General features: G+C 69.5%; 16 protein-coding genes and 1 tRNA gene. 11 read left to right on the forward strand and 6 right to left on the reverse strand.

Annotated elements, in window-relative coordinates:
• Nucleotides 1-18: 18 nt before the first annotated feature.
• Nucleotides 19-1,221, reverse strand: coding sequence for an MFS transporter (locus tag ACIGNX_RS21955; RefSeq protein WP_396542527.1), 1,203 nt, complete (start codon nt 1,219-1,221; stop codon nt 19-21).
• Nucleotides 1,222-1,449: 228 nt separating this feature from the next.
• Entirely contained in the window at nt 1,450-1,707 is a 258-nt protein-coding gene (locus ACIGNX_RS21960; protein WP_396542528.1) for a hypothetical protein, read from the reverse strand.
• 169 nt (nt 1,708-1,876) lie between these two features.
• Between ACIGNX_RS21960 and ACIGNX_RS21965 the strand changes: the two genes are divergently transcribed.
• From ACIGNX_RS21965 to ACIGNX_RS21980, 4 genes are all read left to right on the forward strand, one after another.
• Nucleotides 1,877-3,280, forward strand: a complete 1,404-nt coding sequence (locus tag ACIGNX_RS21965; protein WP_396542529.1) for a hypothetical protein — start codon at nt 1,877-1,879, stop codon at nt 3,278-3,280.
• A 251-nt stretch (nt 3,281-3,531) separates the two neighbouring features.
• Complete coding sequence (locus ACIGNX_RS21970) at nt 3,532-4,062, forward strand: hypothetical protein (RefSeq protein WP_396542530.1); 531 nt, start codon at nt 3,532-3,534, stop codon at nt 4,060-4,062.
• Nucleotides 4,063-4,219: 157 nt separating this feature from the next.
• Entirely contained in the window at nt 4,220-4,837 is a 618-nt protein-coding gene (locus tag ACIGNX_RS21975) for a DUF6801 domain-containing protein (RefSeq protein WP_396542531.1), read from the forward strand.
• 258 nt (nt 4,838-5,095) lie between these two features.
• A tRNA-Leu gene (locus ACIGNX_RS21980) sits at nt 5,096-5,178 on the forward strand.
• A 61-nt stretch (nt 5,179-5,239) separates the two neighbouring features.
• Here the strand turns inward: ACIGNX_RS21980 and ACIGNX_RS21985 are convergent.
• Nucleotides 5,240-6,526, reverse strand: coding sequence for a recombinase family protein (locus ACIGNX_RS21985; protein ID WP_396542532.1), 1,287 nt, complete (start codon nt 6,524-6,526; stop codon nt 5,240-5,242).
• Nucleotides 6,527-7,046: 520 nt separating this feature from the next.
• On the reverse strand, nt 7,047-8,249 hold the full coding sequence (locus ACIGNX_RS21990) for a hypothetical protein (RefSeq protein ID WP_396542533.1): 1,203 nt from the start codon (nt 8,247-8,249) through the stop codon (nt 7,047-7,049).
• A gap of 396 nt (nt 8,250-8,645) precedes the next feature.
• Between ACIGNX_RS21990 and ACIGNX_RS21995 the strand changes: the two genes are divergently transcribed.
• From ACIGNX_RS21995 to ACIGNX_RS22015, 5 genes are all read left to right on the forward strand, one after another.
• Nucleotides 8,646-12,521 carry a hypothetical protein gene (locus tag ACIGNX_RS21995; RefSeq protein WP_396542534.1) on the forward strand — a complete coding sequence of 1,292 codons (3,876 nt, stop codon included), beginning with the start codon at nt 8,646-8,648 and terminating at the stop codon, nt 12,519-12,521.
• 167 nt (nt 12,522-12,688) lie between these two features.
• Nucleotides 12,689-13,183 carry a winged helix-turn-helix domain-containing protein gene (locus tag ACIGNX_RS22000; protein ID WP_396542535.1) on the forward strand — a complete coding sequence of 165 codons (495 nt, stop codon included), beginning with the start codon at nt 12,689-12,691 and terminating at the stop codon, nt 13,181-13,183.
• A 19-nt stretch (nt 13,184-13,202) separates the two neighbouring features.
• Entirely contained in the window at nt 13,203-13,754 is a 552-nt protein-coding gene (locus ACIGNX_RS22005) for a transposase (protein WP_396542652.1), read from the forward strand.
• Between the two features lie 808 nt (nt 13,755-14,562).
• Entirely contained in the window at nt 14,563-16,617 is a 2,055-nt protein-coding gene (locus ACIGNX_RS22010; protein ID WP_396542536.1) for a hypothetical protein, read from the forward strand.
• A complete protein-coding gene (locus tag ACIGNX_RS22015) occupies nt 16,614-17,024 on the forward strand; it encodes a hypothetical protein (protein WP_396542537.1) in 411 nt (136 codons plus the stop codon). Before ACIGNX_RS22010 ends, ACIGNX_RS22015 begins: the two co-directional genes overlap by 4 nt.
• 180 nt (nt 17,025-17,204) lie before the next feature.
• On the opposite strand, the gene ACIGNX_RS22020 is transcribed toward ACIGNX_RS22015, so the two are convergent.
• Nucleotides 17,205-17,447: a hypothetical protein gene (locus ACIGNX_RS22020; protein WP_396542538.1), complete on the reverse strand. Its 243-nt coding sequence runs from the start codon at nt 17,445-17,447 to the stop codon at nt 17,205-17,207.
• A gap of 36 nt (nt 17,448-17,483) precedes the next feature.
• Nucleotides 17,484-18,869 carry a recombinase family protein gene (locus tag ACIGNX_RS22025; RefSeq protein WP_396542539.1) on the reverse strand — a complete coding sequence of 462 codons (1,386 nt, stop codon included), beginning with the start codon at nt 18,867-18,869 and terminating at the stop codon, nt 17,484-17,486.
• Nucleotides 18,870-19,238: 369 nt separating this feature from the next.
• On the opposite strand from ACIGNX_RS22025, the gene ACIGNX_RS22030 reads away from it, so the two are divergent.
• Nucleotides 19,239-19,553, forward strand: coding sequence for a DUF6247 family protein (locus tag ACIGNX_RS22030; protein WP_396542540.1), 315 nt, complete (start codon nt 19,239-19,241; stop codon nt 19,551-19,553).
• The gene (locus ACIGNX_RS22035) at nt 19,554-19,817 is read left to right on the forward strand and encodes a hypothetical protein (protein ID WP_396542541.1); all 264 of its coding nucleotides are present in this window, start codon (nt 19,554-19,556) and stop codon (nt 19,815-19,817) included.
• The last annotated feature ends 24 nt before the right edge of the window (nt 19,818-19,841 follow it).

The raw sequence follows: 19,841 nt of genomic DNA on the forward strand, positions 1-19,841 counted from the left end.
TGCGGTCCTCCCGGGGTGTCAGGTGACGGACGCGCGGGTGGCCGTGGCCCGCCGCACGGACGTCGTGGTGAAGACCAGGGACGCGGCCGCGACCACGGCCAGCGCCGCCAGGCCCAACGCGTAGGACTCGAACACGCCGTACAGCGCGCCCATCAGCAGCGGCGGCACGAACCCGCCCAGGCCGCCCGCCGCGCCGACCACGCCGGTCACCGACCCGACCCGGTCGGCGGGCGCGAGCAGCGCGACCAGGGCGAACACCGCGCCGCTGCCCGCACCCAGGGCGGCGGCCATGGCCAGGAACGCGACCGTGCCCAGCGGCATCAGCTCCGGCGTGAACGCCTGCACCACCGCGCAGACCGCCGTGACGCCCAACGCCCACACCAGCACGACCACCGCGCCCACCCGGTCCGACAGCCACCCGCCCACCGGCCGCATCACGACCGCGAGCAGCACGAACCCGGCGGTGCGGTTCGCCGCGTCCGCCTGGCCCAGGTGGTAGGCGGTCTGGAGGTAGGCGGGCAGGTAGACGGAGAACGCCACGTACCCGCCGAACGCCACCGCGTACAGCGCCGACGCCTGCCACGTCACCGGCAGCCGCACCGCGCCGAGCAGCCGTCGCGTCGTCGGCTCGGAGGGCGGCGACCAGCCCGGCGCGTCGCGCAGCAGCAGGAACGCCACCACCGCGTACACCGCGAGCACCACCGCGGTCACCACGAACGGCGTCGCGATCCCGCCGGAGTCCACCAGCTGCACGGTCGTCAACGCGCTGATCGCCGTGCCGCCCATGCCCGCGCCGAACACGCCGATCGCCGCCCCGCGCTGCCGGGGCGGGAACCAGGCGTTGACGAACGGCACGCCGACGGCGAAGGACGTGCCGGCCAACCCGAGCACGAACCCGCCGACGAGCAGCCCGGCCAGCGAGCGGTGGCCGCCGAAGCCGAGGAACAGCACCGGCACGATCGTCGCCGCGGAGATCAGCGGGAACATCACCCGCCCGCCGTAGCGGTCGGTCAGCGCGCCCACCGGGATGCGCCCCACGGAGCCGACCACCACCGGCACCGCCACCAGCAGCGCCTGCTGGAACGAGGTGAGGTGCAGCGTCTCCTTGAACCTCGGCCCGAGCGGGCTCAGCAGGGCCCACGCCCAGAAGTTCAGCGCGAACCCGACGGTGGCGAGCCCCAGCATCAGGTACGGCGCGGCAGTCCCGCGTCCTCCGCTCATGACCGGCCCATCGGTAGGTGATCGGCTTTGGCGGACCGACCGTAAGCGGGGAATCGCGATCCCGCAGCGCGAAACGGTCGGCGCCTTTCGCGCACCGGAATCCGGGAAACACTCGAACGAGTTATGACTTCACGATCGAACCGCAACCGCCGTCACAGAACCGGCGGATCGTGTCGGCTATTACGGCCCGGCGTTCACCTGAACGCGGGACGCAATGGCCACGATGCGCTATCGCAACCCGGATCCGGGTTCGTGCGACTCCGCGTTCGCGGCGCGGGCGACGAGCATCCGGGGCGCGACGTGGGCCTGGTCGAGCCCGACGGCGAGCAGCGTGGCGCGGATGACCGACACGGGCACCCGGTTGCGCAACGCCAGCGCCGTGCGCTCGGTCTCGATGTCGAGCCGGGTGGCGACGTCGGCGGGCAGCATCACCGGGACGAGGTCCGTCACGTCGTCGTAGACGAGAGGAGGAACTTCATTGGTCACCGGGCCAGCGTCGCCGTTCGAGCTAATGAAAACCAGTGCCCGATAGGCTGACGTCTACCCGGGGGAACCGACCGGGTTCGGCAGCGGAAGGCCGTAGTCGGTGCTCCGCCACACCCGGCGCGGCGGGTACGCAGGACAGGGAGCGTTCCCCTACGAAAGGGCGTGCGAAGTGCTCGCAGGACTGCGCGGCCTGTTGGCCGCGTTGCTCGTGACGACCGCCGTGACCTGGCCCGGAGCCGGCAGCGCCGCCGCGGCCCCGTGGACGTTGACCACGGCCCAGCGGCAGGCATACCTCTACTACTACGCCCCGCTGATCTTCAAGCGCGGCGACGAGAACAACAGCCAGGAGGGCACGGACTGGCTGTCGAACTACGACTTCGACCGGGACGGGAACTTCGCCGACAACCGGGTGAACTGGCGCAACGTCAACCAGTACGTCGCCGGCGCCAACACCCACTGGCGCATCCGCCCCACGCTGTACACGGCGCTGATCGAGTACACCGAGAACGGCGTGAAGAACCTCGTCCTGCTCTACCACGTCTACAACGCGGCCGACAAGGACTTCGGCGACATCCACGACTGGGAGCGCATCGAGATCGTCGTGCGCGGCGTGACGGGCACGCCCGGCGGCGCGGGCGAGAACGTCGCCTACGCGACCCTCACGCACCACAAGGACCACGTGATGCGCCGGACGACCGACAGCACCGTGAAGTTCATGCCCACCGCCACCGGCAGGCACCTGCTGGTGTGGCAGGCCGACGGCAGCAACGTCGACCCGCCGTCGATCAACACCCACGGCCACGAGCTGCGCTTCGCCACCACGGCGTGGAGCACCATCGCGGCCAACCTGAACGGCACCGGCCGGGCCGAGGTCGACATCAACAACGGCAGCGAGAAGAACGTGCACTACGTCTTCGCGCCCGAGGGCTCCCCCGCCGCCGTGTCGACGTGGGGCGCGCAGCCGATCACCTCCGCCAACGCCCCGGCCCTGGCCAGCCGGCTCGACAACGGCACGTCCACGTCGTGGCAGCAGGTCAAGCGGGCGACCTACGAGCTGCAGGACCTCGCCGACGTCATCCCCACGCACTGGCAGTACGGCAACTGGTCGACCCACTGGCTCAGCTCGCTGTCCAGCGACGTGCTGCTGGAGTCCCCGGTGACCAACGAAGCCGGCCAGGCGGAGGTCGCCACGGGCCTCCAGCGCTTCTACACCGCCTCGCGCGACAACGGGAAGTCCAGCCTGACCGACGGCCGCGAGGGCATCCTGTCCAAGAGTTGGTTCTACGGCGCGTACTCCGGCGAGGAGAACGCCGACGACATCTCCGGTTCCGACGACTTCGGCGGCTACGAGGGCGTGGGCCTGGACAGCTACGGCCGCAGCCGCGGCGCGGCGAGCGGTGACTACGCCTCCCACAACGCCTACTGGCGGCAGCACGACTTCTTCGTGCACACGGGCGTCGTGGACACCTCGGACCACCGGGAAGCCGGCACGTGGCTGACGGGCGAGTGGTACGCGGCCGCGAACGGCGGCTTCGACGGCCGTTGGGTCCAGCTCTTCGACGACCGTCCCTGAGTTTGCGGAAGGTGGTGTTCGCGCTGGGTCGACGGGTGGGATGAGCTGAGCCGATCAGGTGAGCGCCGGTGCTGATCTCCTCCGGCGAACCACCGTGGCCGCTCCGATCCCCACCTGCGACACCAGCCCCGGGCGTCGCGGCACGCCTCCCTGGCGGGACGGCCGCGACGTCCGGTGGCGGAACGGGACCCGCCCATGCCCCCCGACGCCTGGCGACCTTCCTGGCCACCTGCGCCCTCTCCTCCACCGCGTTGATCGGCACGGCACGGGCCGACGACACGCCCCTGGTGGCCTGCCCCGGTGACGTCGAGCAGTCCATCGACCCGGGGCCGACCCTCCTGCCGACCCTGAACGAGGTCACCGTGCAGGGCCGGTTCGGCCCGTGCGCCAACCAGGTCGTCGACCCCGACCACGCCTTCGCCGACCACACCGCCACCGCGTCCGGGCTGATCGGCTGCAGCGTCAACGCCCCGATCACCAACGCCGCTGGCACCGTGCGGTGGGAGGACGAGCAGGGCCGCCACACCGGCACGTCCCAGCTCACCAGCGGCATCACGGTGAGCCAGCGCCCCCTGGGCGAGAACGTCGGCATCGTCGTCGCCACCGTCACCGCGGGCGACTTCGCCGGCCGCCGACTCGTGCTGGTCAGTGCCCGCCTGACCGTCGACCCCGTCCGGTGCCTGACCAGCGGAGTGCAGCGCGTGGCCGGACCCGGCGCGCTCGAAGTCCTGCCGGTCCAGGGGCGCGAGTCCACGTCGCGTGTCCACCTGTCACCGTCGTGACAAAGACCGGACCGTGAATTCATAGCATTTCTTACAGCATTCAAAAAATGCGGGAAAATACTTGTTGAGCCAGCGACCCGGCGTTACATTACCCATCGGTAGACCTGCGGTTCGGCCGCCCGATCGCGGTTCGCACAAGTCTCAACGAGGAGATTCCATGCCTAATTACATTTCCTTCTCACGACGGGTCGTCGGCGTGCTCGCCGCGGGCGCGGCGGTCGTGGGGACCGTCGTGTTCGGCGGCGCGGGCGTGGGCCAGGCGGCAACGGCGTCGCTGACGCTGGTGTACAACTGCCCGTTCCCGTTGATCGGCGCGCAGGACATGAGCGTGCGGATCGTCGTCGACAACCTGCCCGCCTCCGCCGTGGTGGGCAAGCCGACCCCGACCTCCACCGTGACCGCCACCGCCACCGTGCCGTCCAGCGCCACGCTCGGCCTGGCGCTGGTCGGTGCCAAGACGGTCGAGGGCACGGCCAAGGCCCAGACCCGCGTCGACAACGCCGGCGCCATCGTGGACATCGCCCCGACCCTGACCGTGGCGAAGACGGCCGTCCCCGCCTCGGGCAGCTTCAACACCGTGGCCACGGGCAGCAACCCGCCGCTGACCCTGACCAGGGTCGGCACCACCACGGTCACGGTGGGCAACTTCAGCACCACCCTGACCCCCCGCAAGGCCGACGGGAGCCTGACGGGCCTGGGCACCTTCACCTCCGACTGCACCCTGAAGTCGGGCCAGAACACCAAGCTCTACCAATTCCCGGTGACCGCCTCGTAATCGAGGCGGACACGTGGGTGGTGGGCCGTTCCTCCCGAACGGCCCACCACCCGCGTCCGCCAGCCAATCCCCACCCCTCACCACCGCTTGTGTCCACGATCACCACCACCGCCCCGCCACCCTCCGCACCTCACACCAACCCTCCCCCGCCCAAGCCTCCTACCAGCACCTTCGCCCCGCGCAGCCCGCCCAAGACCCCCCGATTTTGGCTACCGATGACGATCATGTAATCTATGTGCACACCACGGCGAGAGCCGAGTCCGGGTGGCGGAATGGCAGACGCGCTAGCTTGAGGTGCTAGTCCCCGCAAGGGGGTGGGGGTTCAAGTCCCCCCTCGGACACACGGTTACCCCACGGGGCGGGTCGACGATTTGTCGGACCGGCGTCGTGGGGTTCATCTTTTCACCGCTCCGTCGATACGCGCGGTTCTTCGATGACGACGCTGTCGGCATGGCAAATCATCACAGCCCGGTCGGCGCGCAGTGTGTCGACGACCAGGCGCGGGCTCGCCGCAGCAGGCAGGTGCAGGGTATGCCCGATCCTGGTGATCAGCTGCGTCTCGCGGAGGTGGAGCGTCGGCGGCGTCGCCTCGGTGCGCGGACCGCGAAGGTGGCGGCAGCGGTAGCCGGGTCGCCCGTGCACCCACCGCGACTCCATCCGCCGCCCACACGCGCCACAGCGCAACAGCCCGGCCAACAGATACTCCCGCGTCTCCCCTCGCCGGTTCGGACGCCGGGCGCGGACGCGCTGGACGGCGACGAAGTCGCGTTCGCCGACCAGCGGGGTGTGGGCGCGCCGGCGGGACAGCACCCGCTGGTGTGCGGGCTTGCGCCTGGTCATACGGTGGCGTCGCTGATCGCTCGGGGTGGTGTGGTCGTGGTCGACGCTCTGCCGGTTCCACACCTGCCACCCGGTGTAGCGCGGGTTGCGCAGGATCGTGGTCACCGTCTCGACCGTCCAACGACGCCCGGCGCGATGCGTGTTGCGCTCGGGATCGTGTTCGGCCGGGCACGGCGTGCGCCGCTGATTGAGTACCTCGACCAGGTCCTCAATGCTGCGGCCAGCCAAGCGCTCGGCGAACAGCCACCGCACCGTCGGTGCGGTCTCGGGGTCGGGCTCCAGTTCGACGATGCTGCGACCGCGGCGTGCGCCTGCCGGGTGCGGGTGCGGGCCCGCCTCGACCAACCGGTAGCCGTAGGGCGCCCGTCCGCCCAGGTAGCGGCCCTCCTCAGTCAGGGCCCGCATGGCCGCCATCGCACGATGCCGGGCCCGGACCACCTCGCGCAGCGACTGCGCACCCAACATCCTGACCAACGCCCGGTGCTCCGGCGTCTCCAGATCGACCGGCCCACCGGCCTCGGGCAACCACACCTGCACCCCGTGACGCCGGAACAACGCCAGCAGCCGCTCCAACTGATCCCCGGCGAAACCGCGCTCGTACTCCCCCACCACGATCGCGTCGAACCCACGATCCGGATCCCGCACCGCCGCCAACAACTCTGCGGCCTGCGGACGGTCACGCCACCGATCACGCCGCGACCGCCCAGCGTCGAAGAACGTGGCCGTAATGGTGCCGTATCCGGCGATCAGCTCTTGGGCCACCTCCAACTGCCAGGCCCGCGAGGTCACCGGATCCTGATGCTCGGTGGTCGAGGTCCGACCGTAGAACGCGAACCGCAGACCACCCATGGGAGCAGGCCCCTGGTCGCACTGAACCCCGAACCGGTCTCCCGCCCGCAGGCCCATCCAGTCCGTGAGCACATCCCGACCGGACAACACCACAACAACCGCCCTCCACACCACCACAGGGAAGCAAGATCATCCCAAGGTGGCTTCCCAGGCGACATGGCAGGCCCCGGCTCGACCGACCCACCAGCTGGGCCGATGAGCGCCCCGTCTGCGAAACGTCGCCACCAGCCGCAAGATCGAATGCCCGCTTTGCAGCATGAGCGGACGTTTGTCTGGTCTTGAATCGGTGTTGTCCGCAGTTGTGCCAGGTGGAGGTTCCGGTTGCGGCGATGGCCAGTCGATTCGTGGAGTGGGAGTGGGTGGTGGCAGGTTCCGGCGGTGATGGCGGTTTGTGTGTGATGTTCCAGTCCGGTACGGCCACTAGTGGTTCGTCGGTCTACCAGGCAGGACGGGACATCGTTACCTCTGCGCCCGTCCCGGTGATGGAAAATGCTGCCGCTGCCGCAGGCAAGCCGGACGATCACCAGTCCATGTTCATAGCGCGATCCCGGCGGTCGCTCATCGCCTCCAGGTAGGAGTCAAAGTCGTGCGCGTTCGCTGCGACTTCGGCACGGGTCTGGGCGTCGAAGGCATAGTCCATGCCGTGTTCGATCCACGTGATGGCGTTGCGGTAGGTACCCGCGGCGATCCAGGAGTCGAAGTCGTCGAGGACCGCGCAGATCCTGTTGTAGTCCTCGACGACGGCGGGCACGAGGCCGAAGTGCGGGGTCTTGCTGATCTTGCTCAGCGTCGCGGGGATGACACCAATCCCTGGGACGTGGAAGTGCACGGTCGCGCCGCGCTTGTCGAACCCACCGTGGCCGTAGGTGTTGCGGTAGGTCTCGGCGAGGTCCCGCAACGCCTCGTACTTCTTTTGGGCGACCAGATCGGCGTTCAGGTCGAAGAGACGCTTGAACTTGTCGCCCCAGTTAAGGCCGATGAAATCGGTGACGGTCTCTTCTTCGGGGTCGAAGTCGGCGAACGCCAGACACCCGACGAGGGTGTGCTCGAGCAGGCTGAAGTACGCCATGATCATGGCGAACGTGTTCCACCAGCCCTCCGCGTCAGCATTGGCCTGGCGACGCCAGGCCGCGAGAGCCTCGATAAGGATGTTGGAGGCGTCATCCGCGTCCGTCTGCACCTCCACACGCCCGTCGCCCCGGAAGGCGATCTCCGCGCCATCGCGGAAGTAACGGTAGGCCTCACGCAACCGGTGGTACTGGTTGCCGATCACGACGTCTCCCGCACTGACCTGCTCCTTGCCAATCGGCTCCAACACCTCCTTCTCGACCACCTTTTGGCCCTTGACCGTGGCCTCCAGGATGCGCTGGAACAGTCTCTTCGCCTCCACCTCCTCGGCGACGCTGTTGCGGTCGACGTAGACGCGGAGCCCGAACTTTTCCGATGCGATGGAGCAGGTCGTCCCCTCGACTTGGAAGACAAACTCCCAATCCAGCTTCTCCGAACGGCCCAGGCCGTAACACCCGAGGAAGATGTAGATCAGCTTGACCACAGGGCTCAAGGGCAAAGATTCGCGGCTGACGGAAAAGCTCCACGAGGGCGTAGCACTGGACCGGGCGAACCCAGGCGCGCTGGACTCGGCGGGACCGAACCCGCGCATGACGCGGTTCAGCTTCGCCCGCACCTCATCCAGCATCTCGCTGGCACCGTCGCCTTCAGACATCAGCTACTCCTTCCTACCGACTCTCTACTTGATCACTCCGGTAAGGCTCGGCGTTACCCACGCCACCCATCCAGTTGACGACGCGACGTTTCCGGCGGTCTCGGTTGTAGGCTGCGGCGCCGTCCCTCCGCAGGTGCCGAGGTGCCTGCGGAGACGATTGCGGCCTTGACCGCGGTGGCCTCGGTATCGCCTCCCAGTCCGCCTCATCGGGCGCCATTCACCGCAACACCGGGCTCTGGCTTTGTCGGTGACACGCGACCGGCCTTCATGGTGCCCTGGCAGGGCATAGGCCGGTTCGTCAGGGTCGTGACGAGACACGAGGTACGGGAGAGTTGTCCGCTTCCGTAGCGTACATCGCGGCGGTGCGGGGCGGGCGTGATGGTGCAGGATCGTCCCGTGGACCAGGAGTTATCGCTCGCTGCAGGTCGGGCCGCCGAAGTTCCGGTCGATCGGATTGGCGTGTCGGCCGGAGAGGGCCTCGTCGAGGTGGTGGGGCAGTCCGGCACGGTGTCGGGCGCCGGTACGGTGGTGCAGGCTGGTCGGGACGCCCGGGTGCATGTCGGTGACGTGAATCTGCGGACCGGTGTGTCGGTGCGGACCCGCTACCGGTTCCAGGTGGAGCGCATCGCGCCTGTGGAGTTGGTCGGGCGCGAGGCGGAGCTGGCCGAGCTGGACGCGTTCTGCACCGACCCGTCCACGGCCGGGAGCTACCGGTGGTGGCGTGCGGGGGCGTGGGCGGGCAAGTCGGCGTTGCTGTCGTGGTTCGTGCTGCACCCGCCGCCGGGGGTGCGGGTGGTGTCGTTTTTCGTCACCGCTCGTTTGGCGGGCCAGTCGGATCGGACCGCGTTCATCGACAACGTGCTGGAGCAGCTGCTGGTGCTGCTCGACGAGGATGTGCCGGCGTTGTTGACGCCCGCGACGCGGGAGGCGCACCTGTTGGGGCTGTTGGACCAGGCCGCCCGTGTGTGCCGCGGACGCGGCGAGCGGCTGGTGCTGGTGGTGGACGGGCTCGACGAGGACCGCGGTCGGACCGGCGGGGCGGAGGTGCACACCATCGCCGCGCTGTTGCCCTCCCGGCCGCCCGAGGGGCTGCGGGTGGTGGTGGCCGGGAGGCCGGACCCGCCGGTCCCCGACGACGTGCCACCCGACCACCCGCTGCGCGACCCGCGCATCGTGCGCGTACTAGAGGTCTCGCCCCGGGCGGCGGTGCTGCAAGGTCAGATGGAGGCCGAGCTGCTGCGCCTGCTCGAGGGCACCGGGGACGAGCAGGACCTGCTGGGACTGCTGACCGCGTCCGGCGGCGGCCTGACCGCGCAGGACCTGGCCGACCTGACCGACCGGCGGCCCTGGCGGGTGCGGCGGCAGCTGCAGACGGTGTCCGGACGCAGTTTCACCCGTCGCGACAGCCACCTCTCCCCCGGCACCGCGCCCGAGGTGTACCTGCTGGCCCACGAACAGCTCCAGACCACCGCCGTCGACATGCTCGGCCTGACACAGCTGGCCGCTCACCGCGCCCGTCTGCACACCTGGGCTGAGTACCACCGGGATCGGGGGTGGCCCGACGACACCCCGGAGTACCTGCTGCGCGGCTACCACACCATGCTGCTCGACACCGGGGACCTTGAGCGCGCCACCGCCCTGTGCACCGACGGACGCCGTCACGACCGCCTGCTGGCGCTCACCGGCGGCGACCACACCGCCCTCGGACAGATCACCGCCACCCTGCACGCCCATACCCGTGCTGGCACCGCCGCACTACAGCCGATCACCCGGCTGGCCGTGCACCGCGATCACCTCGTCGACCGCAACACCTACGTGCCCACCGAGGCACCCGCGGTGTGGGCACGCCTCGGACACCATCGACGCGCCCTGACGATGGCCGAGTCGCTGCCGGACCGCGGCCGCGACCGGGCGCTGCGGCACATCGTCACGGCGCTGGCGGAAACCGGACACCTCGACCTGGCGGTCGACACCACCGCGTCCATCGCCGACACCGAGTCACGGGACTGGGCGTGGATGTCGGTGGCCCGGACAGCCGCCGAGAGCGGACACCACGACCGGGCGGTCGACTACGCGGGCCGCATCACCAAGGACACACTGCGCAAAGGCGTCCTCTGTCATGTGCTCGACGTGTCGTGCAAGGCCGGCGACCACGATCAGGCGGTCCGCACGGCGCTGCTGATCAGCGATCCGGCCGTGCGCACCGCGGCGCTGACGACCGTCGCCGACGCCCTGATCACCACCGGCCGCCCGGACGAGGCGGCCGCGCTGCGCGACAACGCGGAAAGCATAGCCGCCACCATCACCGACCCCGGCCGGCACGTACACGCACTCCTCGAGGTGGCCGCAACCTGCACCGGGCTCGAGGACCGCAACCGGACCGACGGACTGTTCGACCGTGCGATCACGGCCGTACCGGCCGTCGTCGATCCCGGCAAACGGGACCTGATCTGGCAGGCCGTGGCCCGCGCACTGGCCGCCGCCGGCCTGTACGACCGTGGTGTTGACGTCGCATCCGGCCTCACCGATCCGGGCCAGCGCAGCCGGGTGCTTATCTGTCTCGGGACAGCGGCAGCCACAAAGGGGCATCACGACCGGGCGGCGGTGCCGGTGCGGAGCGCGATCGAATCCGCACACCTCATCACCGACCCCCGGAAGCGGCGCACGGCCCTGACGGGAATCGCCGACGAGCTCGCGCGAGCCGGCATGTACGAGCAGGCCGTTGACCTGGTGCGCTCGGTGCCCGGTTATGTCGCCGCCGAGCCCTACGCCCTCGTCGAGGCCGCTCGCGGCCTGGCCCGAGCCGGTAACCATGATCGCGCGCTCGACCTCGCACACTCGATCACCGACACCCGCCGGCGCGGCGGCGCGCTGGCCGCCGTCGCCGACGTACTCGCCGAGACAGGACACTTTGACCGCGCCGCCGAACTGGCCGAATCCGTGCCCGGACCCGAACAGCGTTGTGAGGCGCTGGTGCTCATCGCCGACACACTGGGCAAGACCGGGCGCCACGAGCAGGCGACCGCTCTGCTGGGCAGGGCGATCGCTGGCGCGCGTTCTGTCACCGACATCCCTCGCGACGACCGGGCACGCGTGGCCACGGTGGGCGGGCTGGCCGACACCGGCCGCATCGACCAGGCGATCGTCCTGGCCGGCTCCATCTGCGATCACGAACTGAAAGTCGATGCGTGGAACGCGGTGATCACCGCGTTGGCACGAGCCGGGAATTACGACCGGGCGACCGGAGTGGCCCGTGACCACGCCGCTCCCGCCCCGCACGCTCATGCGCTTGCCCTAGTCCACCTTCTGGGGACGGCCGGTCAGCACGATCGGGCGCTGACCATGGCCCGGTCGCTGGCCGAAAGCGACCACTTCGACCGCGCTCTGCACCGCGTCACCGACGGCTTGGCCCGTGCCGGGCACTGCGACCGCGCCGCACACACGGCCGCCTCGATCTCCGACCCGTTCGTGCGGGCGCAGGCATCGACCATCGTCGCCAGAGCCTGGACCGCCGGAGGCAAGCACGACCACGCGACGGCGTTGACCGACCGGATCAGGACGACGATCGTCCCGGACATCGAACCCGAACAGCGGTGCGACGTACTGCTCGGCCTTGCCCGCGTCGCGGACATGACCGGCTGCCACGAGCAAGCGTCGTCCCTGTTCGATCAGGCACTGGACACAGCCGAAGCACTCCCGGAGCCCGAACGACGCAATCGGGTGACGATCCGGGTGACTGCGGCGCTGGCCAGAGCCGGACGGTACGACCGGGCGGTCACCAGCGCACGAACCCAGGCCGACTTCCTCCAGCGAGCCATGGCGTTGACGGAAGTGGCCTCCACACTGGCCGATATCGGTGACTACGACCGGGCGATCAGCACCGCACACTCCATCAACGAACCGATCAGCCGACCGTATGCCTTCGGCTGGATCGTCTGGCACATGGCCCACAGAGGCAACTACAACGGCGCGATCGAATTGATACACGACACCGGCCTGCTCGATTCCTCCAGCTGGGCGCTGGTCGACGTCGTCGAGTTGACCGCCTACGCCAGCCGTACCCACGACGCCCTGGACATCGCACACGCGATCGCCGACCCCGACTACCGCGGTCGGGCTCTCGCAGTCGTCGCCGAAGTCCTGGCCGGGCACGGCGACCACAACCGCGCCAACGCCGTACTCCGCACCGCCCTGCTGTCCAGCCCATGGCGATCATCGGCGCGCACGCTGGCACTGCTGGCGCCCGACCTCGCTCTCGAATTCTACGGCTAGAGACGCCAACTGCTGTTGCCGCTGAATACGCGCGTGGTTGCCCCATGCTGTCGGAATTTGCTCGGCCGTCACCCTGTCGTCAGGCTCCCCGATACCTGGGGCGGTCGTTACTGATCTTTTCGTTTCGGGGTGATGGTGGGTCTTGCCGGTGGGTGTATGTCGGTGACATGCGCCATCCCGATGGTGGTGATCTGACCGCGAAACAGTGTGCCTGGCGGGAGCAGGTCCGGTTCGAGGCCGCCGAGCTGTTCGCCCAGGACGGCGGCCCGCCGCAGGTCGCGCGGCTGTTACGGGTCTCGCGCAAGTCCGCCTACGCCTGGCACGCCCGCTGGCGGGCCGGCGGAGTGGAGGCGCTGTGCTCGGAAGGGCCGTGCGGGCGGCGGTCGCGGATGCGCCCGCAGTGGCGGGACTGGCCGGCCGCCGAGCTGGACAAAGGGCCAGCGGCGCACGGCTGGGACGAGGAGCAGGGCTGGACCCTGGCCCGGGTCGCGCTGGTGATCGCCCGGCGCTTCCACGTCCGCTTCAGCCCCGCTCAGACCTGGCGCGTCCTGCGGCAGATGGGATTCACCCCACAGCTGCCGACCCACCGGTCGGCGGAACGCGACGAGCACCGGGTGGCCACCTGGGTGAGAAAGACCTGGCCACAGGTGGGAAAAGAGTAACGGCCCGGGACGCGTGGCTGTGCTTCGCCGACGAGTCCGGGCAGCTGCTGCGCCCACCTCGGGCACCTGGTCCCGCCGCGGTCGGACGCCGGTGCTGCGCGTGCGCACCGCCGGCAAGGCGCGCCTGTCCCTGGCGGGCCTGGTGTGCTGCAAACCGGGCCACCGCACCCGGCTGATCTACCGGATGATGGTCCACCGCGGCCGCAAAGGCGAGCCGAAGGGCTTCCGCGAACCCGACTTCGCCGCCCTGCTCGACGCCGCCCACCGGCAGCTCGGCGGGAACATCGTGCTCGTGTGGGACAACTACACCCATCACGTCGACGCCCTGATGAGCGGGTTGATCGACGAGCGGACGTGGCTGACGGTGTTCCGGCTGCCGCCCTACGCCCCCGAGTTCAACCCGACCGAGGGCGTGTGGGCGCACCTCAAACGCAGCCTGGCCAACCTCGCCCCCTGCGACATCGACACCCTGGCCGCGGCGGTCCGCACCCGCCTCAAACGCCTGCAATACCGCCCCGACCTGCTCAACGGCTTCATCGCACAAACCGGACTGATCACCACGCCACCATGACGTCCCCCTGAACCGAAAAGGTCAGTATCGGTGACGGCGTGAACGACCACGGCGGCACGGACACCGACCTTCACGCGGATGGCGATCGAGGCGGGTTGAGGTGACGGCGACTCACCCGGACGGCTCGTGATCTCGTCCAGAAGTCGGGCCGGCGGCGTCCCGACAGGTCGGCACCTGCGCCCCGCGCATGAGGAGGCTTCAGAAGAGGGCGAGAGTCGCGGTGCGACGTCGTCCGTCCTTCCAAAACCACCAGTCGCGCTGGCCGTTCACGATCTCGCGCCAGGAAGCGGTACCCGGCACGGATCCGAGAACGCGTTCTTCGCGCGCTGAGCGACCCCGGGCTCGTCATCCGGGAAACCGGACGTGGGTCGCGACAGCCACGACCAGGGGTATCGAGCGTGCCGTGCGGCCGCGTGGTCGATGACCAGGCATCCCGCACCGTTGAAAGTGTCAGGTCCTCCTACCCTCTGGCGCTTGAGTGCCGCGGTGCTCTAGCCTCACTGGTCGACGACCGCCTTAGCGGTGGACCACGACTGTGCCCTCGTAGGAGAGCACGGGCGGGGCACGCCAGAAGGACCGCTTCCGACGACTCCACGTGCCGGAGCCCCTCTTGGATCCCCCTCGAAGTGAACCGCGCTGGCGATTGCTCCCGCCTTACAAGGCCCACCGGGGCCGTACGGGCTACGGAGGTCGCCGCAGCACCCGCTCGTTCCCGAGCCCAGGTGTCACGGGACCACCGTGACACGGCATCGCCAGATCGGTGATGCCGCCGGACGCGTTGTCCGGACACCTGGAAGGGACTCCTCCGGTGGACACCACCATCACCGCGCAGCCCGATGACCTCGTCGAGGATGGCCTGCCCATCTCCCAGTTCGACTGGATCACCAAGCCCGCCCCGCGCGACGCCGTGGTCAAGGCGTACGAGCGCGGCGTGAAGTTGGGGCTCGACGACGACCTGGCACTGGCACTGGCCGAAGCCGCGGTGGACCCGGCGAAGTTGCGTGCAGAGTTCGCGAGCCCCAAGCAGCGCCACCTCGATGGCTGCACGATCACCTACGTCACGCTCGACGTGTGGGCGCCGGCGGTCGTGCCGAGCCTGGAGAACATCCGTTTCGAGGGTGCACGGGGCCACTGGAACGCCCACCCGGACCAGAAGTTGTTGCCGCGCTTCGGTTCCGCCGACGGTGCGGCGGCGCTGACGTTGACCGCAGACAACCCGGCCCACGTCGTGGACGTCGTCTCTCCGTTGGTTGCCGATGCCTTGGCCATCAACGAGAGAGTCAAGACGATCCCTCTGCGCGGCGTGGAGGAACCGGTGATGCTCGCATTCGCGCGCGTGTCCTTCCGCGATGGCGACCCGGTGACGGTGCTCGAACCGGTGGACGGCTTCTGCCGCGTGGCGCAAACCCACAGCACGTTGGGCGTCAAGCTCATGGACGCGCTGATCACCTACAACACCAGGCCGTCGGAGCGGGTCAACCTGATCAATAACCTCCTGACCGCAGGGCGTACCGCGCAGGCCGACCCCGAGGACGAGCAGGACGTGGCCGCCACGAAGGCTACATCCAGGGCGCGCCTGCGCAGCCTCGTGTTGCAGAAGGCGATGGTGATCATTGGGTTCGCCGGGCCCGGGCATGTGCCCTTCGACCAGGCGCGGCGTCGCCTGGTGGGACGGCTGCACCTGTCGCCGCCGTTGGAGTTTACCCCTGCGGCGATGTTCGGGGCCAAGGCGCGTGCCGCGGTGGAGGCGCTCTCCGGTGCCGGGCGGTTGCCTGTGGTCACCCGGTTGAGTAGTGATCAGGTCGAGTACGCGTTGCTCGGCGACGCCACGACCCCGATCCCGCGCGGAGGTCCCCCGAAACTGAAGGCCGATGAGCTCGCTGCGCTCGCGTTGCGCACGATGAGGCCCCGTACCGCGGCCGCGGAACGCGACGTTCGGCTGGCGATCCGCGACCTCACCGGGCAGCTGCCCTCGGCGGCGGATTGTCAGCAGATTGCGGCGGAGATCGGGTTGCGTGCTGCTCCCGGCGTCACGACGACCGTCGCGCAGCGTGCCGCGCTCGCCCGCGCATGGCAGATCGGCGCGTTCACCGACACCAACTGGAAGGTCACGCGCCGCCCGGTCGGGGAGATCCTCGACGAGGCGCTGGTCGAACTCGGACGTCTGCGTCGCGGACTCGCCAAGACCGCGCCGTCGATCACCGAGCTGGGCGCCCTCGCCTCTTGGTACCTGGTGACGGCGGCCCCGCATCCGCTCGCGCGGTCAGGGTTCGGGACGAAGCGGTCCGTGACGCGCCCCGGCCCGAAGGACAACCGCGAGCCCAATACCTTGCTGCGGGCGATGATGCAGGACGCCGACGGACTCAAGCAGCTTGCCCAGGTCGTCTACGACGGGCGCGCCGGGCGCGTGCTGACCGTGCTGCCGCGCGGCACCAGGCCGACCGACGTCCACAGGCCCGACGCGGCTGATCTGGACGAGTCGGCGTTGCGCAACTCGGTCGCCACGACCCCCCGTCCACGCGGCGACGGCAATGGCGAACCCGCGGACGGGCATGGCACCACCGACGGGACCGGGGCCGATCACGACTCTGCCGGCGATCACCGGACGCCGGAGGACGACTGGGTCGACGCGCAGTACGCCGTGCAGGTCGCCGCCGCCGAGATGCACCGGGCCACCAACGCCCTGCTGGCGGTGAAGACCTCCAACGGCCAGACCTTCGCCGCGACGTTGGGATTCCGGGACCACGACGTCAACAGCCACCTGGCCAACATCCAGAGGATCCTGCACGGCCTGGACTTCCAGCGCGAGATGCACCTCCAGACCATGACCGACACCGAGGCCGAGGCCGGTGACGACGAGTGAAGCTGACGCCCGGTACGGAGACCGAGCTATACCACCGATTCGCCGACGGCGTCGGCGAATCCCTGCTGCGGCAACGCCGGCCGGTCCGGTACGACATCTGCCGTCTGCTGGCCGAACCGACCGGCGAGCGGTGCGCGGTCTACGTCGGCATCGGTGGCGACGGCACGGTGCTCTATGTCGGCAGCGTGTGCCGTGCCGAACCCGGCGCCGTCGCCGATCGCCTGCGTGAACACCTGAGGACGGGCTTCAAGGCCGCTACCTGGGACACCGCGTGGATCTTCCCGCTGTGGCCAGCGACCCCAGAGCACGTGGTGCGTCAGGCCGAGAGCCGGGTCGCCACTCTGGCCGGGCGCCCACCGCAGAGCCTCGCGCTGCCGCAAAGGCCGGTCGCCGTGCGCGCCGGCTAGAACCCGACAGGTTCACGGGTCCGTGGGCGGGCCCTCGTACCCGTCCACGGACCATCTGTCGGTGTACGCCCTGGTGCGCGCACGGGCCAGGCGCTGCCGGTAGCGCTGCGCTTCGACCCCCGGCGTTTCGAACGCATGCAAGCCCAAGGGCTCGTCGATCTCCTGGTAGTCCAGACGCGCCTATCCGATCGCCGCGTAGTCGATGACGTCGGCCTCCAGGCGCCAGCCGTCGATGGCCGGCAGGCTGGCCGCAATCTCCCGCCACAACCGCGCCAACTCGTCGTACCGGATCTGCTCGTCCTCACCACCCACGAGGAACATCCCCTCAGGCAGAAGGTCCTGTATCCGATTCCAGACGCGGTCGAGCTTGTCCAGGTTGAGCGCCACCCGGTCGTAGACCTCCAGCGCCTCGGACAGATCCATCCCCGCATCCTCCCAGGCCAATCGGCTACCGGAGCACTACGACATGCAGCTTCGCACCTCCACTCCGACAGGCCCGCACACCACCACAAGCCCCGCGTCACGCAGGTGGACGGGCAGCCCGCCGGCTCCTGTTCGGAGCCTTTCAGGCAAGGCCGCCAACTCGACCATCTCCTCGACGATGTGGTCCTCGCGCCGGTACACCGGCTTGGGTCCATCGGCCGGACGCGGGTAGGCGCTGCCGTAGCCGTGACGACACCGGTAACCGGGACGGCCGTGTACCCAGTGCGAGTCCATACGTCGCCCGCACACGCCGCACACCACCAGCCCGGTCAGCAGGTACTCACGCCGATCGCCCTGGTCGTTCGGCCGCAGGGCACGCACCCGTTGCACCTGGACGAAGTCCCGGACGCCCACCAACGGCGCGTGCACGACCTCCAGCGAGACTGCCCACTCCTCCGGCAGGTTCGACGCCTGCCCCGGCCGCCCTGTGCGCAGGTTGACCTCGTCACGGTCGGTCCCCACCCGGTTCCATACCTGACGACCGGTGTAGCGAGGGTTCTCCAGGATCGTCCGCACCGACTGCACACCCCACGCCTCACCCGAGCGGTGCCGGTTGCGTCCCGGATCGGCCGCCGACGGGCACGGCACACCGCGCTCGTTGAGCTCGCGGGCGATTCCGGCCAGCGACACACCCTGCAACCGGCGGTCGAACATCCACCGCACATGCACGGCCGTCCGCGGGTCCGGCGCCAACTTCTGCGCCCTCCTCCCCCAACGGGCGTCGGCGCGCCTGGGATGCGGACCGCCATCGACCAACATGTACCCATAGGGCGGACGTCCACCCAGATACCGGCCCAGCTCGGCTTGGGCCTTCATCGACGCCAATGCCCGATTACGAGCCCGGATCACCTCCCGCTCCGACTGCGCCCCCAGGAACGTCATCAACCGGCGGTGCTCGCCGTCGTCCAGGTCGACCCGGCCACCGACCTCGGGCAACCACACCTGCACCCCGGAAGCGCGCAGCAGCGGCACCAGCTCGTCGAACTGACGACCACAGAACGCCCGCTCGTACTCCCCCATCACGACCGCGTCGAACCCACGGTCCGGATCGGCCAACGCCTCCAGCAACCGGGCCGCGGCAGGCCGGTTGGACCACCGGCGGCGTCGGGAGGCGCCTTCGTCGAAGAACTCCGCCACGATCACGCCGTGCCCGGCGACCAAGCGCTCGCACACCTCCCGCTGCCACAACCGCGAGGAACGCCGGTCCTGGTACTCCGAGGTCGACATCCTCCCGTAGAACGCGAACCGCAACCCGAGGTGCACGTGCGGGTCCTGCGAACGCCTCCGCTCACCCTCACGCTGCCTGCTCAGCAACCAGCAGCCCAACAAACCCGGATCATCCATAGAAGCGCTGGTCGTCATAGATGCGACACCTTCGGTCAAGGGACACGACACCCCTGGGACCGCACTCCACCACGACCATGACAGCGACACCCCGACGAACACCCGTATGGAGCAGGCCATACCTCCGAATTGCTCTGCTGTCTCTACCGGCGTGTAGGCGGGCACGAAGCCGTCGCCGCTGGGCAGATGCCACCAGAACCGCCCTGGACAAGCTGATCGTGGATACCGTCACGGTGGTCCGACACGATCGATGTGTCCCGTATGTCCGATTCGACAGCCTGCCCCGCGAACCCCGGTATCGCCCCGCCGTCCATCGCGAGCGTTACGGCGAACAATCCTTCGCCGGTGGACTGCACCGAACGCCGGCGGTGGCATTATCGTGTCGGTGTGACCGCAGCCGCCGCACACGAGCCGTCGCCGGAGATCGCCAGGACTCCCGAGGCGATCCGCGCGGCGCTGCTGCCCGAGGAACGCGACGCCTTCGACGCCGACTGCCGCCACGCCCTGGGCCAGGCCGTGGAGCAGTCCAGCCTGCAACCCGTCCGCGACGTGCTCGACCACTGGTGGCGCATCGCCACCGTCACCCGACACGACCCCGCCGCCCACCGACGGATGCTGGCCCGCGTCGACCAGACCCTCACCGGCCAGACCCCGCCGCGACTGCGCACCTGGGACGAACTGCGAACCGAACGCGGCCTGTAGGTGACCTACACGATCGAATCCCCGGACGAGGTCTGGGACCAGGTCCACGCACTGCCCGCCGAAGCCGCCACCCCGTTCGCCGAAGCGATGACCCTGCTCACCCACGAACCCTGGCACGGCGAGCCCTACCACCGCGCCAACCCCGACGGAGCCCTACGCCAACTCATCTACGGCTTCGGCCACGGCCTGATCATCTACGTCATCCTCGAACAGCAGCAACGGGTCGTCATCGAACGCGTGCTCTGGCTGGAAGACCTCGGCTGACCACCGCCACGGCGGTGACGCCGT

Source organism: Actinosynnema sp. NPDC053489 (assembly GCF_044544865.1).
Taxonomy (GTDB): Bacteria; Actinomycetota; Actinomycetes; order Mycobacteriales; family Pseudonocardiaceae; genus Actinosynnema.

Excerpts from the sequence above, each read along its gene's own strand:
- ACIGNX_RS21955 (WP_396542527.1), bottom strand. The coding sequence starts at position 1,221 with ATGAGCGGAGGACGCGGGACTGCCGCGCCGTACCTGATGCTGGGGCTC.
- ACIGNX_RS21975 (WP_396542531.1), top strand. The coding sequence starts at position 4,220 with ATGCCTAATTACATTTCCTTCTCACGACGGGTCGTCGGCGTGCTCGCC.
- ACIGNX_RS21985 (WP_396542532.1), bottom strand. The coding sequence starts at position 6,526 with ATGGGTGGTCTGCGGTTCGCGTTCTACGGTCGGACCTCGACCACCGAG.
- ACIGNX_RS21990 (WP_396542533.1), bottom strand. The coding sequence starts at position 8,249 with ATGTCTGAAGGCGACGGTGCCAGCGAGATGCTGGATGAGGTGCGGGCG.
- ACIGNX_RS22000 (WP_396542535.1), top strand. The coding sequence starts at position 12,689 with ATGCGCCATCCCGATGGTGGTGATCTGACCGCGAAACAGTGTGCCTGG.
- ACIGNX_RS22020 (WP_396542538.1), bottom strand. The coding sequence starts at position 17,447 with ATGGATCTGTCCGAGGCGCTGGAGGTCTACGACCGGGTGGCGCTCAAC.
- ACIGNX_RS22025 (WP_396542539.1), bottom strand. The coding sequence starts at position 18,869 with ATGACGACCAGCGCTTCTATGGATGATCCGGGTTTGTTGGGCTGCTGG.